The organism is Nocardia sp. NBC_00511, from assembly GCF_045161165.1.
GTDB lineage: Bacteria > Actinomycetota > Actinomycetes > Mycobacteriales > Mycobacteriaceae > Nocardia.
The window spans coordinates 5,087,354-5,100,521 of the sequence record NZ_CP107849.1 but is presented as its reverse complement, the minus strand read 5'-3'; the positions used below and the strand labels follow the sequence as shown (position 1 = coordinate 5,100,521).

Annotated in this window: 11 protein-coding genes and 1 pseudogene; 5 read left to right on the top strand and 7 right to left on the bottom strand. The window is 65.7% G+C overall.

What is annotated here, in order from left to right; translation table 11 throughout:
- Entirely contained in the window at positions 1 to 1,629 is a 1,629-nt protein-coding gene (locus tag OG300_RS23965) for an FAD-dependent oxidoreductase (RefSeq protein ID WP_405485164.1), read from the top strand.
- Between the two features lie 32 nt (positions 1,630 to 1,661).
- Here OG300_RS23965 and OG300_RS23960 read toward each other — a convergent pair whose 3' ends face one another.
- From OG300_RS23960 to OG300_RS23930, 7 genes and pseudogenes are all read right to left on the bottom strand, one after another.
- A complete protein-coding gene (locus OG300_RS23960; RefSeq protein WP_405485162.1) occupies positions 1,662 to 2,846 on the bottom strand; it encodes a TetR/AcrR family transcriptional regulator in 1,185 nt (394 codons plus the stop codon).
- Between the two features lie 26 nt (positions 2,847 to 2,872).
- Positions 2,873 to 4,024 carry an acyl-CoA dehydrogenase family protein gene (locus OG300_RS23955; RefSeq protein WP_405485160.1) on the bottom strand — a complete coding sequence of 384 codons (1,152 nt, stop codon included), beginning with the start codon at positions 4,022 to 4,024 and terminating at the stop codon, positions 2,873 to 2,875.
- Positions 4,025 to 4,041: 17 nt separating this feature from the next.
- A complete protein-coding gene (locus OG300_RS23950) occupies positions 4,042 to 5,193 on the bottom strand; it encodes an acyl-CoA dehydrogenase family protein (protein ID WP_405485158.1) in 1,152 nt (383 codons plus the stop codon).
- An 11-nt stretch (positions 5,194 to 5,204) separates the two neighbouring features.
- A complete protein-coding gene (locus OG300_RS23945; RefSeq protein WP_405485156.1) occupies positions 5,205 to 6,035 on the bottom strand; it encodes an SDR family NAD(P)-dependent oxidoreductase in 831 nt (276 codons plus the stop codon).
- Between the two features lie 16 nt (positions 6,036 to 6,051).
- Positions 6,052 to 6,462 carry a MaoC/PaaZ C-terminal domain-containing protein gene (locus OG300_RS23940; RefSeq protein WP_405485154.1) on the bottom strand — a complete coding sequence of 137 codons (411 nt, stop codon included), beginning with the start codon at positions 6,460 to 6,462 and terminating at the stop codon, positions 6,052 to 6,054.
- Positions 6,459 to 6,917 carry a MaoC family dehydratase N-terminal domain-containing protein gene (locus OG300_RS23935; protein ID WP_405485152.1) on the bottom strand — a complete coding sequence of 153 codons (459 nt, stop codon included), beginning with the start codon at positions 6,915 to 6,917 and terminating at the stop codon, positions 6,459 to 6,461. The genes OG300_RS23940 and OG300_RS23935 overlap by 4 nt, the downstream gene beginning before the upstream one ends.
- A gap of 2 nt (positions 6,918 to 6,919) precedes the next feature.
- A pseudogene (locus tag OG300_RS23930) lies at positions 6,920 to 8,104 on the bottom strand (lipid-transfer protein).
- Between the two features lie 292 nt (positions 8,105 to 8,396).
- Between OG300_RS23930 and OG300_RS23925 the strand changes: the two are divergent.
- The 4 genes from OG300_RS23925 to OG300_RS23910 all read left to right on the top strand — a co-directional run bounded on the left by OG300_RS23925 (position 8,397) and on the right by OG300_RS23910 (position 12,594).
- Positions 8,397 to 9,947: an aldehyde dehydrogenase family protein gene (locus OG300_RS23925; RefSeq protein ID WP_405485150.1), complete on the top strand. Its 1,551-nt coding sequence runs from the start codon at positions 8,397 to 8,399 to the stop codon at positions 9,945 to 9,947.
- Positions 9,944 to 10,615: a TetR/AcrR family transcriptional regulator gene (locus OG300_RS23920; protein ID WP_405485149.1), complete on the top strand. Its 672-nt coding sequence runs from the start codon at positions 9,944 to 9,946 to the stop codon at positions 10,613 to 10,615. The genes OG300_RS23925 and OG300_RS23920 overlap by 4 nt, the downstream gene beginning before the upstream one ends.
- Positions 10,612 to 11,964, top strand: coding sequence for a hypothetical protein (locus tag OG300_RS23915; RefSeq protein WP_405485147.1), 1,353 nt, complete (start codon positions 10,612 to 10,614; stop codon positions 11,962 to 11,964). Before OG300_RS23920 ends, OG300_RS23915 begins: the two co-directional genes overlap by 4 nt.
- A gap of 96 nt (positions 11,965 to 12,060) precedes the next feature.
- Complete coding sequence (locus tag OG300_RS23910) at positions 12,061 to 12,594, top strand: hemerythrin domain-containing protein (RefSeq protein ID WP_405485145.1); 534 nt, start codon at positions 12,061 to 12,063, stop codon at positions 12,592 to 12,594.
- Positions 12,595 to 13,168 lie beyond the last annotated feature (574 nt).

Genomic DNA, 13,168 nt, shown 5'->3' with positions numbered 1-13,168 from the left:
GTGAACACTCGTCCCGACACCGACTGGCTCGTCATCGGATCCGGATTCGGCGGCAGCGTCTCCGCGCTGCGCCTCGCCGAAAAAGGATACGACGTACGGGTACTCGAAGCAGGCCGGCGCTTCTCCGATGCGGACTTCGCCACCAGCACGGCGAATGTGCGCCGGTACTATTTCTTTCCGGCCTTGGGCATGAAGGGGATCTTCCGAATCACCCTGTTCCGTGACGTTTTCGTCGGCACTGGTGCCGGTGTCGGTGGCGGCTCGCTCGGCTACGCCAACACCCTGTACCGCTCGCGACCGGAATTCGCGCGTCACCCACAGTGGGCGGCGCTGGGGGACTGGGACAGCGAGCTGGAACCGCACTTCGACACGGCCGAAAAAATGTTGGGCGTCACCACCAATGACGCCGACGGCGCGGCCGATATCCTGCTGCGCGAATACGCCGAGGAGATCGGAGTCGGCGACACCTATCATCGCACCCGGGTCGGGGTCTTCCTCGGCGAACCCGGCAAAACCGTTCCGGACCCCTACTTTTCGGGTGCGGGTCCGGACCGGCAGGGCTGCATCAAATGCGGGGGCTGCGTCCTCGGCTGCCGGCACAATGCCAAGAACACCTTGACGAAGAACTACCTGTGGTTCGCCGAACGCCGGGGCGCGCGGATCGAACCCGAACGCACGGTGACCGGTATACGGCCGATCAACGGGACCGACGGGCACGACGGCTATCTGGTGACGCACGTGCGCACCGGGTCGTGGTTCCGCAAGGATCGGCGCACCGTCACCACGCGCGGCGTGGTGATCTCTGCGGGCCCACTGGGCTCGAACCGGCTGCTGCAACGCTGCAAACTCGACGGCTCGCTGCCGCGGATCTCGGATCGGCTCGGCTACCTGGTGCGCACCAACAGCGAATCGATCGTCGCGGTGACCGCTCCCGATGACGAACGCGACTTCACGAACGTGATCGCCTTGACCTCGAGCATCTACCCGAGCCCCGACACGCACATCGAACCGGTCACCTACGGGCCACACGCGGACAGTCAGCAACTGCTGTTCACTCTCGCCACCGAGGCCGGTCACCGGGGCACCAGACCACTGTTCTTTCTGCTGAATGTGTTGCGCAGCCCACGGAAGTTCTTGCGCACCACCCGAATCCGGAACTCCTCGCGGCGAACCGTGATCCTGGCGGTAATGCAGACTCTGGACAATTCGATCCGGCTGAAGGTGCGCCGGCGACTGCCCGGCGGCTATCCGGTGCTGACCACCGAACAGGACCCCCTCCACCCCAACCAGGATTCCGTACCGGCCGCTTATCACGCCGCGAACTGGCTCGCCGAGCGCATTGGCGGCACCGCCCAGGCCGTGGTGACCGAAGCGGTCCTCTCTATCCCGACCACCGCACACCTGCTGGGCGGGGCGGTGATCGGCGAAACCGCGGCGACCGGTGTGGTCGACGCCCGGCATCAGGTCTTCGGCTACCGGAATCTCCTCGTCTGCGACGGCTCGGCGATCCCGGCGAACGTCGGAGTCAATCCGAGCCTGACCATCACCGCCATGGCCGAGCGTGCGATGACGTTCGTGCCAGCGAAGGCCGGAGCGGAAACCGCGGAGCCGATCCGATTCTCCGACTGAGGAATTCGGCGGCACGGCCGCCCCGCCCCGGGCTACTGGGTGAGGAGGGCCGTGCCGATATCGGCCAGGGTTCGGCGGGCGGTGGGGGTGCTGCGCAGGTGGGGGGTGAGAGCTATGTGGTTCAGCATGGATTGGGTGGCTTGGACTCGGACGCGGGTGGCGTCGAAGGGCCGGTCCGGATGTACTTGGCGGACCAGATGGATCCATTCGGCGATGTAGGTGTGCTGGGAGGTCCTGGCGTGGTGGCGGTCGGGAGCGGGGAGGTGTACCGATTCGGAGACCAGGAGTTGGATCATTTGGGGTTCGTCGAAGACGAAGTTGGAGTAGCTGTCCACCAGGCGGCGTACGCCGTCCCGCGGAGTTCTGGCGCGGACCAGGATGCGGTGCAGGTCGGTGCGGAGCCAATCGTCTCCGCGCTGCAAGGCTGCGGCCAGGATGTCGGACTTGGCGTTGAAGTGTTTGTAGATGCTGGATCCGGCTATGCCGACGCCGGCGCCGATGTCGTCGACACCTACATTGGCGAATCCATTGGCGGCGAACAGCTTTGTCGCTTCGGTGAGGATCGTCTCGCGTCGTGAGCGTGTTGTCAGATTTCCCGGTGTGAGGGTGCGGTCCGGATCCGGGCCGAGTGAAGTGATTTCCGCGTCGAAGACCGTGGATACGAGGTTGGTCAGCAGCGAGCGGAATTCGAGCTCGGGAAGTTCCACGGTGTGGAACGACACGCTGGTGGCCACGGCGAGACCGGACCGGGCGAGCAGGTCGGCGTCGTTCGCGCTGAGAGCGGGGCGTCTGGTGCGGATCAGCTCCGCACACCGTGCGCCGATTCGCTTGACCGCCGCACGGAACTGCGCGCGGTGTGCATCGGTGAGATGGCGAGACTCACGCTGCCAGAGCACTCCCACCCGGCGCTGCGCCAGGGCGGCGGCGGCCAGCGCTGCGGCGAGGTCGCGTGACGGATCGTTCGACACAGCCTCGATAGCGGCCTCGACGGTGGCGAGGCCCTCGTCCACCACCGTGGCGAGCAACTCCTGCTTACCGTGGAAGTGGCGGTACAGGGCGGACGGGCCGATGGCGACGGCGTCGGCGATATCGCCCACCGCGACTCCGGCATAGCCGTTGCGGCAGAACAGATCCGCGGCGGCCTGGGTGATCAGTTGCCGCCGGTTGGCCGGTCGCGTTCCGCGGACCGGCGGCGCGGTACCGTGCCTTGCCACCATCGGGTTCCCTCTCCGGTTTCGAGCCGCTACAGCGAGCGGGCGATCAGTTCGCGCATGACTTCGGTGGCACCGGCATAGATACGCTGCGGGCGGGCGTCGGCGAACATGCGGGCGATCGGGTATTCGAGCATGTAGCCGTAGCCGCCGAAGAGTTGCAGGCAGCGGTCGATCACCTGGCATTGGCGTTCGGTCACCCAGGCCTTGGCCATGGATGCGGAGACGTCGTCGAGTTCGTCGCGCAGGTGCCGTTGGATGCAGTCGTCGACGAAGACGCGGGCCACGCGGGCCAGGGCGGCGCATTCGGCGAGTTCGAAGCGGGTGTGCTGCATGTCGAACAGGGGAGCGCCGAAAGCGTTGCGCTCCTTGGTGTATCGCACGGTTTCCGCGACGGCCGTCTCGATGACGGCGGCGCCCCAGTCCGCGATGAGGAGTCGTTCGTGTGCCAGTTGGCGTTTGGCGTAGCTGTAGCCCTTGCCTTCCTCGCCGAGCAGGTTGCCGACCGGAACCGGGATATCGTCGAAGAACAGTTCGGAGGTGTCCTGCGCCGCCATCCCGATCTTGCTCAGCACCCGGCTGACGTGGAACCCGGGTGCGTCGGCGGTTTCGAGCACCAGCAGTGAGAAGCCCTTGGCTCCGGCGTGCGGGTCGGTCTTGACGACCAGCACGAAGAGGTCGGCCTGACTTCCATTGGAAATGAACGTCTTCGAGCCGTTCAACCGGTAGTGGTCACCGTCCCGGATCGCGGTGGTGCGCAATGCCATGAGATCCGAGCCGCCGCCGGGTTCGGTCATCGCGATGGCACCGATGAACTCACCGGAGGCCATCTTGGGCAGCCAGCGCAGCTTCTGTTCCTCGGAGCCGTACTCGAGGAGATAACGTGCGACCAGCCCACTGTGTACCTGGTTGCCGAATCCGCTTTCCGTGCAGGCGGCTTGCGCCTGGAAGATCGCGAAATCGTGTGCCAGCGTGCCGCCGCCACCGCCGTATTGCTCGGGAACACTGGCGCAGAGCAGGCCGAGTTCGCCTGCCCGGAGCCAGAATTCACGATCGACGCGCCGTTGCTTCTCCCAGCGTTCCCGGTGCGGTAGTGCTTCGGTGCGGAAGAACTCGGTCGCCATGTCTTTGAGGGCGACGATCTCGTCGTCGACCCAGGGCGACCGGTACGCAGTGGTTGTCACGAGAACCTCTCCAGCGGTCAGAGTGAGCGGGCGACGAGTTCCTTCATGACCTCGTTGGCGCCCGCGTAGATCCGCTGCACGCGCGCGTCGGCGTACATGCGGGCGATCGGGTATTCGAGCATGTAGCCGTAGCCGCCGAACAACTGCACGCAGCGGTCCACGACCTGGCCCTGGACGTCGGTGGTGTACGCCTTGGCCATGGAGGCGGTGGGGCCGTCGAGCTCGCCGCGTAGGTGGCGTTCGATGCAGTTGTCGACGAAGACCCGCGAAACCTGTGCGAGGGTGGCGCATTCGGCGAGTTCGAAGCGGGTGTTCTGCATCTCGAACAGGGGAGCGCCGAAAGCTTTGCGCTCCTTGGTGTATTGCACGGTCACCTTGACGGCGGCCTCGGTTGCGGCTGCGGCGCAGACGGAGACGACGAGCCGCTCGTGTGCGAGCTGCTTCATCAGGTAGCCGAAGCCGGCGTTCTCCTCGCAGAGCCGGTTGGTGACCGGAACCCGGACATCCACGAACGACAGCTCGGCAGTGTCCTGGCCCTTCATACCGACCTTGTCGAGCAGTCGCCCGACCTGGTACCCGTCGGCGCCGGCGGTCTCGACCACGATGAGCGAGATGCCCTTCGCGCCCGCGGCCGGGTCGGTCTTGGTCACCACGATCACCAGATCGGCATGCTTGCCGTTGGAGATGAACGTCTTCGCGCCATTGATGACATAGCTGTCGCCGTCGTGAACGGCCATGGTGCGCAAGGCTTTCAGGTCCGAGCCCGCGCCGGGTTCGGTCATGGCGATGGCGCCGACCATTTCCCCGGACGCCATCTTGGGCAACCAGCGCAGCTTCTGCTCCTCGCTGCCGTAGGCGAGGATGTAGTGCGCGACCAGACCGCTGTGCACCATATTGCCGAAAGCGGTGTCGCCCAAACCGTATTGCGCGTCGAAGATGGCGAAGTCGTGGGCGTACGTGCCGCCCCCGCCCCCGTACTCCTCGGGGATCGATGCGCACAGCAGGCCGAGTTCGCCTGCCTTGTTCCAGAATTCGCGATCGACATGCTTCTGCTCGGCGAACCGCTCCTGGTGGGGGAGCAATTCGGCTTCGAAGAACTTGGTGGCCATCTCCTTCAGAGCGGCGACTTCCTCGTCGACCCAGGAGGATCGGTACACAGCGGTGGTCACGTCGGCCCGTCCTAGAAGTTGAAGCCGCCGCCGCAGAGCAGGGTCTGCGCGCTGACGTAGTTGGATTCGGGGATGCAGAACAGGTACACCGCACCGGCGGCCTCGGACGGTTCGCCGCCGCGGCCGAGCGGGATCATCTGCTCCATGGCGGTGAGCAGTTGCGGGTTGACCCCGACCTTGAGCTCCTTGCCTTCGATGTTGATGGTGCCGTCGCCGTCGGCGGGGGCCGAGGTCAGCCGGGTCTTGATCAAGCCGAACGCGACCGTGTTCACGGTGACGTTATAGCGGCCCCACTCCTTGGCCAGGGTCTTGGTCAAGCCGGTGATGCCCGCCTTGGCGGAGGAGTAATTCGCCTGTCCCGCATTGCCGCCCGTGCCCGCCATGGAGGAGATGTTCACGACCTTGCGGCAGGGGATCGGCTCGCCGGCTTCCTTGGCCTTCTTCACCGCGGCGGCGATCACCGGCTGCGCGGCGCGCAGGATCCGGAACGGGGCCTTGAGGTGTACGTCGAGGATGGCGTCCCACTGCTCGTCGGTCATCTTCTGGATGACCGAATCCCAGGTGTAGCCGGCGTTGTTGATGATGATGTCGAGCCCGCCGTAGTTCTCGACCGCAGTCTGCACGAAACGCTCGCCGAAGTCGGCGTCGGTGACGCTGCCGACGCACGAAACGGCCTGCCCGCCAGCGGCTTCGATCGCGGCGACGGTCTCCTTGGCGGGTTCGGCGTCGAGGTCGTTGACCACGACCTGCGCGCCCTCCGAAGCCAGCTTCAGCGCGATCTCCCGGCCGATGCCGCGGCCGGAGCCGGAGACAATGGCGACCTTGCCATCCAGAGTTCCCATGTGTTGCTTGTCCTTTCTACAGTGCGACGACGGCGTCGCCGGTCAGGGTGACGGTGCCGTCGGCGAGGGTGACGGTGAGTTCGACGGTGGCGCGGCGCTCGCCGTCCACCTCGTCGATCGAGACGACCTTGCCGGTGGCGGTGGGCTTGCCCAGGACCGGTGTGATGGCGGCGAAACGCACGCCGTAGGTGCGGATCGACTGCTGCGGAACCCAATTGGTGAGCAGTCGGCCGAGGTAGGCCATCGACAGCATGCCGTGGGCGAAGACGTCGTCGAGCCCGGCGGAGCGGGCCACGTCGAGGTCGATGTGCATCGGGTTGTGGTCGCCCGAGGAGCCCGCGAACAGGGCGAGGGTGGTGCGCGAGATGGCGCGGATCTTCAAGGGCGGTAGTTCGGTACCGACCTCGACGGTTTCGGTTGTGGTCATTTGCCTGCTCCTGGATTGCGGACGACGATCACGGTCTTCAGGTCGGCCACCGGGGACCCGTCCGCGCGGGTGACGGCGGTTTCCTTGACCATGAATTCGAGCGCGCCGCCCTTCTTGCTGTAGACGTCGGTGATGCGCGGCGTGGCGATCAGCACGTCACCGGCGATCGCGGTCGAGTGGTAGGTGAAGGTCTGCTCGCCGTGCAGCACGAATCGCAGATCCACGCCCGCGGCGGTGGCGAAGGCGAACGGGTCCGGGTTCTCGAGCTCGATCGAGAACAGGAACGTCGGGGGTGCGGGCAGGTCGGCGTAGCCCGCCGCCTTGGCCGCCTCAAGGTCGGTGTACACCGGATTCGTCTCGCCGATCGCCTTGGCGAAGAACCGCAGCCGCCCGGCATCGACGGTCAAAGTGGTTGCCGGAAGCTCGGTTCCGACAATCGAGGGATCGATGGCCATGCTCAGCTCACCTTCTCGTACAGGGTGACGACGGCCGCGCCGCCGAGCCCGATATTGTGCTGCAGCGCGAGCTTCACGCCCTCCACCTGACGGGCCTCGGCTTGCCCGCGCAGCTGCCACACCAGCTCGGCGCACTGCGCCAAACCCGTTGCGCCCAAAGGATGTCCCTTCGACAGCAGGCCGCCCGACGGGTTGGTGACCACCCGCCCGCCGTAGGTGTTGTCGCCGTCGGCGATGAACTTCTCGGCGGTGCCTTCGGGTGTGAGCCCGAGGCCCTCGTAGGTGAGCAGCTCGTTGGTGGTGAAGCAGTCGTGCAGCTCGACGACACGGATGTCGGCGGGGCTCACCCCCGCCGCCTCGTACACCTGGTCGGCGGCGGCCTTGGCCATGTCGTAGCCGACGACGCGGATCATGTCGGTGGTGAAGCTCGACTCGAAGTCGGTCGTCATGGCCTGCGCCTTGATGACCACGGAGGTGTCTAGGCCGTTGGCTTTCGCGAACTCCTCGCTGCACAGGATCGCCGCGGCCGCACCACAGGTGGGCGGGCAGCACTGCAGTCGAGTGAGCGGTCCGAAGATCTGCGGCGAACCGAGCACTTCGTCCACGGTGACCGGATCACGGAATACCGCATACGGGTTGTTGGCCGCGTGCTTGCGTGCCTTCACCGCGATCCGCGCGAACACCTTCGGATCCATGCCGTACTTGTCGGCGTACGCCTGACCCGCCCCACCGAAGTACTGTGCGGCCATCGGCGCCTGCTCGTCCCAGCCCTGCAACCGAGTGGTTTGCGTATCGAAGCGCCCGAACGGAGTCGGCCGATCGGTTCACGCGGAAGCGAGCGCGCCGCGCCCCATCTGCTCGAACCCCAGCGCGATCACACACTCCGCCGCGCCGGTCTCGATCGCCTGCCGGGCCAGGAACAACGCCGACGAACCGGTCGAACAGTTGTTGTTGACATTGACGACCGGAATACCGGTCTGTCCCAACCCGTACAGCGCCGCCTGCCCCGAGGTGGAGTCGCCGTACACGTACCCGACGTACCCCTGCTGGACCTTGCTGTAGTCGACACCGGCGTCGGTCAGCGCCTTGCGCGCGGCGGTCTCGCCCATCACGTCGTAGGGCTCGGTGTTCCGTGGCGTAGTGAACGGGATCATCCCCACACCGGCTACCACCACACGTCTGCTCATCGTCAGTCCTCTTCTCAATTTGGAAGCTATTCGAGATTCACTTAGTGAACACCATCGACAGTGGTGTGCGCAATGGCCCCACGGCTGATCAACCATAGGAACTGGTTCATTCAAGCTTCATAGGGTGGGTCGAGACGTTGCTCCTGGTGGCTTCATTGGGCTATCGGACATTCACATCACGGCCTGCAACCCCTTGCGGAGGCCACCCATCTGCGCTTCACTAAGTGAATTATCACTAGCAGAAGATTCCAATGAGAGGCAGGTTGGTGTGGGACCGTTGAGCGGTGTACGTGTGACTGGCAGCGCGACCGTGCCCACGGGGGAGCGAGCCGATATCGAGGTGCGTAATCCGGCCGACGGCCGGGTCGTCGGGCGGGTGCCGGACGAATCGGCGGCAGCGGTCGCGGCGAAGGTCGCTGCGCTGCGCGGGGCTCAGCCGCAATGGGAGGCGATCGGTCCGGCCGGGCGGCGGCGCTGGCTGCTGAAATTCCAGGGCTGGGTGCTCGACAATGCCGAGCGCGTCTGCGACGTGCTGCAATCGGAGACCGGCAAGACCCGGGCCGACGCGAGCATCGAACCGCCCGCGACCGCAGACCTGCTCGACTACTTCGCCGGCAACGCCGGAAAGTGGCTTGCCGCAGCACATCCGAAGCCGCACGGTCCACTCGGCAAGGTGAAGCGGCTCAGCGTCGCGTACCGGCCGTATCCGGTGGTCGGGGTGATCACGCCGTGGAACTTCCCCTTCGCGATGCCCGCCCTGGACGTGGTGCCCGCGCTCGCCGCCGGTGCGGCGGTGCTACTCAAACCGTCGGAGGTGACGCCGCTCAGTGCCGTCGAATTCGTCCGCGGCTGGACCGAAATCGGCGCGCCGCCGGTGCTGGCGCTGGCCACCGGCCCGGGCGAGACCGGCGCGGCGGTGGTGGCGAATGTCGACTACGTGCAGTTCACCGGATCCACCAGGACCGGGAAAGCCATTGCCGCACAGTGCGTCGAGCGGCTCATTCCCTACAGTCTCGAGCTCGGCGGCAAGGATCCGGCGATCGTGCTCGCCGATGCCGATCTCGGCTGCGCCGCTCATGGCATCGCCTGGGGCGGACTGTTCAATGCGGGCCAGGTCTGCATCTCGGTGGAACGGGTGTACGTCGAGGCCCCGGTGTACGAGGAGTTCGTCGCCGAGCTGGTGCGCAATGTGAGCGAACTGCGCTTGGGACAGGATGACCGGCACTACCGATTCGATATCGGGGCATTGGCGAACGAAGCGCAGCGCGACATCGTGGCGCGGCACGTGGAGGAAGCGGTCGCGGGCGGAGCCCGGGTGGCGACCGGCGGTCGCCCGACCAGCGTCGGCACCTTCTTCGAGCCGACCGTCCTGGTCGACGTCGATCAGTCGATGTCGTGCATTCGCGAGGAGACGTTCGGTCCGACCCTGCCGGTGGTGAAGGTGGCCAGCGAAGCCGAGGCCATTCGGCTGGCCAACGATTCGCCCTATGGGCTGTCCGCCAGCGTCTGGACCCGCGACAAGGCGCGTGGCCGACGCGTCGCCGCCGAACTCGAGGCCGGTGCGGTCAATATCAACGACGTCTTCTCCAACATGTTCAGCTTCGCCCTGCCCATGGGCGGCTGGAAGGAATCCGGCAGCGGCGCTCGGTGGGGCGGTGCGAGCGGCGTGCTGAAGTACTGCCGTCAGCAGGCGGTGACCGAGCCGCGCATACCGACCCAGAGCAAAGAGCTGATCTGGTTCCCCTATTCACCCGCGAAGGTCAAGTTCGCGCTGGCGCTCATGCGGTTCGGTGCCGCACACGGGCTACGTCGTTTCGGGGTCGCACCGCGGGGACGCGGATGAAAGGCGCTCCGCCGCAGACGATTGCGCGATCGCCGCATCGGCGCCCGGTCCGAGTATCTCGCGAGGCGCGCAGGCGGCAATTACTCGACGCCGCCGGTGCGGTCTTCGTACTCAGGGGCTATCACGGAGCCACCATGGATGAGATCGCGCAACGGACCGGTCTCAGTAAACCCGTTCTGTACCAGCACTTTTCGGGGAAGCTCGAACTTTATCTGGCGGTCCTTGCGGACTATGTGGACCTGCTGGTGACCGGTGTGCGGGAAGCGGTGCGACTGACCACGGATAATCGTGAGCGCGTGCATGCCGCGGTCCGGGCGCACTTCGATTTCGTCGATCACGAAGCACAGGGCTATCGGCTGGTCTTCGGATCGGATGCGATCAGTGAGCCGACGGTGCAGCGGCTCGTGGAAGGCGCCTTCGACGCGTGCGTGGATGTGGTGTTCACCCTGATCGTGAAGGACTCCGCGCTCGGTCGGCACCGCTCGCGGATGCTGGCCGTCGGGCTGGTCGGCCTGACCCAGTTCACCGCGCGCGACTGGCTGGAGACGAATCGCCCTGTGCCGAAAGAGGAAGTGGTCGGCAGCATCGGCGACCTGTGCTGGCGAGGCCTGTCGCAGGTGCCACTCAGCCCGTCCGGGCGACGACCGTCGGAGGAGATACCGCGATGACGACCGTGGCCATGGGCGGACTGATCGATTGGGAGATGTCCGGGCAGTCGCGGCTCATCTTCGACCTGGTGACCTTCTCGCTCTTCAGCGCTCTCGCGGGCTGGCTGACCAACTGGACCGGCGTGCTGATGCTTTTCTGGCCGGTGGTTTTTCGCGGCATCCGCATCCCGGGTCTGGCCGTCGCCTACCCGTATTTCCCGCGCCGGATGCAGGTGCTGCCGACCTTCTCCGGGGATGGTGAGCGGCTCGGATTCCAGGGCTTCATTCCCGCGCGGGCGGAGAAGATGGCCAGCATCTGTGCCGACAAGGCGCTGCTGCGGATCGGGAGCCCGCGCGAGTTCATCGAAGAGCTGGATCTGGACGGAATCGCCGACCATATCGCCGAACTCGTACGTCCGCAGGTGCCGTCGCTCGTTGACGAGGTGATGAACCGCGAGCACCTGGACCTGTGGCGGGGTGTGCCCCGGCCGGTGAAACAGCTCGTCTTCCAGCAGGTGGACCGGGAACTTCCGATGCTCCACCGCCGCGCCTTCGACACCCTGGGCGGTACCGTCGATCAATTGATCGACGTCAAGAGCTTCGTGATCCGCTACCTGCGCGACAACCCGGGGATCCTGAAGGACGTCACCACCACGGTCGCGGCTCCGGAACTGCGGTTCATGGTCCGTGTCGGCCTGCTCGGCGGGCCGTTCGGGTTGATACTCGCGCTGTATCTGCAAGTGCACCATCGGATTCCGGTGCTGGGCTGGCTTCCGGACTGGGTGATCGTGCTGCTGGCCGCCGCCGCCATCGGTGTGATCGTCAATGTCATCGCGATCAAGATGGTGTTCGAACCGGGTGACCCGCAACCGTGGTACCGATACCTCTGGCGGCAGGCGCTGCTGGCGAAGCGGCAACCGCAGGCAGCGGCGGATTTGGCGCACATCCTGGCCTACCAGGTGCTGACGCTGCCGAACCTCTCGCGGGAATTGCTGGACGGACCTAACGGTGACAAGACTCGCCGTCTCCTCGGACACATCATCTCTGTTGAGGTCCAGCACCGGTTGGGACCCGCCCGCTCGATGGTCCGGGCGGCCGTCGGCGCCAACCGATTCGACGCGCTCGAGACGGGCGCGCTCGATGCCGCGGTGGGCCTGGTCCCGAACCTGGTCCAGGACGAGGTGTTCACGCGGGAACAGGCGCAGAAGATCGACGAGTTCGCCGCTCGCAAACTCGGCTCGCTCGCACCGGGTGAATTCATGGAGATGTTCTACGCGTCCGTAGAACAGGACGCGTGGCTGCTGTACCTGCACGGTGCGGTGTTGGGCCTCGCGGTCGGCGCATCCCACCTACTGCTCTTCGGCTGGTGAATTGTCTCGTTTCGCGCAGGGCTACCGCGGGGCGATGTGACAGAGTCACGAGGTCTCCGCGGTCCAGCGAACCAATGGCTACACGGAAGGGTGGGCATGCCCCCAGAAGTCGTTTCCGAAGAACCTGAATCCACCCTCGCGGGCAGTCGCATGGTCGAAGAACTGCTGGCGGTGCACCGTCCCTTGCGCGCCGACATCGTCGTGCTCGGCTGCGCCCTGGAGATCCTGACCGACGCCACCGGCGACCACTCGGCGGTCCCGGAAATGATCAACGGCCTGACCATCGCCGACTTCGTCTGGCAGCTGCGCCTCAACTGCGACTACTACTGCAACGTGCTGACAGCCCATCACTCGCTCGAGGACCACCGCATGTTTCCCGTCATGCTCCGAACCTTCCCCGAGCTGGCCTCCGCCATCGAACGGCTCTACGCCGAACATGCCGACGTAGTCGACCTGATTCGGGAAACCCGCTCGGCCACGGCAAATCTCACAACCGAGCCGGACACCGTCGACCGCGCCCGGGTTGCCGTGTCAGTACTCGCTGACCACTTGACTGCGCACCTGGACTTCGAGGAGTCGACGCTCTTCCCGTACTTCCGGAGAATGGACTCCGACTGGCACTACGGATAGCCGAGCCGTCGGTATTCGCTGGCGTGGTTCCGGTCGGTGACCGGTGTTGAGCAGTGCACGTCTTGTTTCGCCCCCGAATCGCCGAAATTGGCAACGGATTTGGCAACCGGACACAGCGGAATCCCACGGGATAGGTGAGGGGACACGGACAGAGCGGACGATCGAAACCTCGCTGACCAGCGCAGAACGGATGCTCTGGGACGAGGAGGTTCGTGTGGGACCGCGCCTGGTTGGCTCATAACCCAGAGGTCGCAGGTTCAAATCCTGTCCCCGCTACTAGCGAAACGGCCCGGAACCAGTAGGTTTCGGGCCGTATTCGCGTTCATTTGGCATCACGTTCGGCATCTTTCGCCAAACGCAGTTTCAGGATGTGGTGTCGTCGCAGGGTGTTCGCGGTGTCCCAGCAGGTAGCTGGCGGCGCGGGTCGCGGCGTCTTCGTCCTCGCGTGATCTGCTGTGCGTCGGTCCGGCGGCCAGTGCCATGACCGCGGCTTTACTGGCCGGGTGTAGCTGCTCTGCAACAACTTTCGGCCCACACCGAAAGATCTCGTCAGCCAGGCGGGGGCGGCAACCGC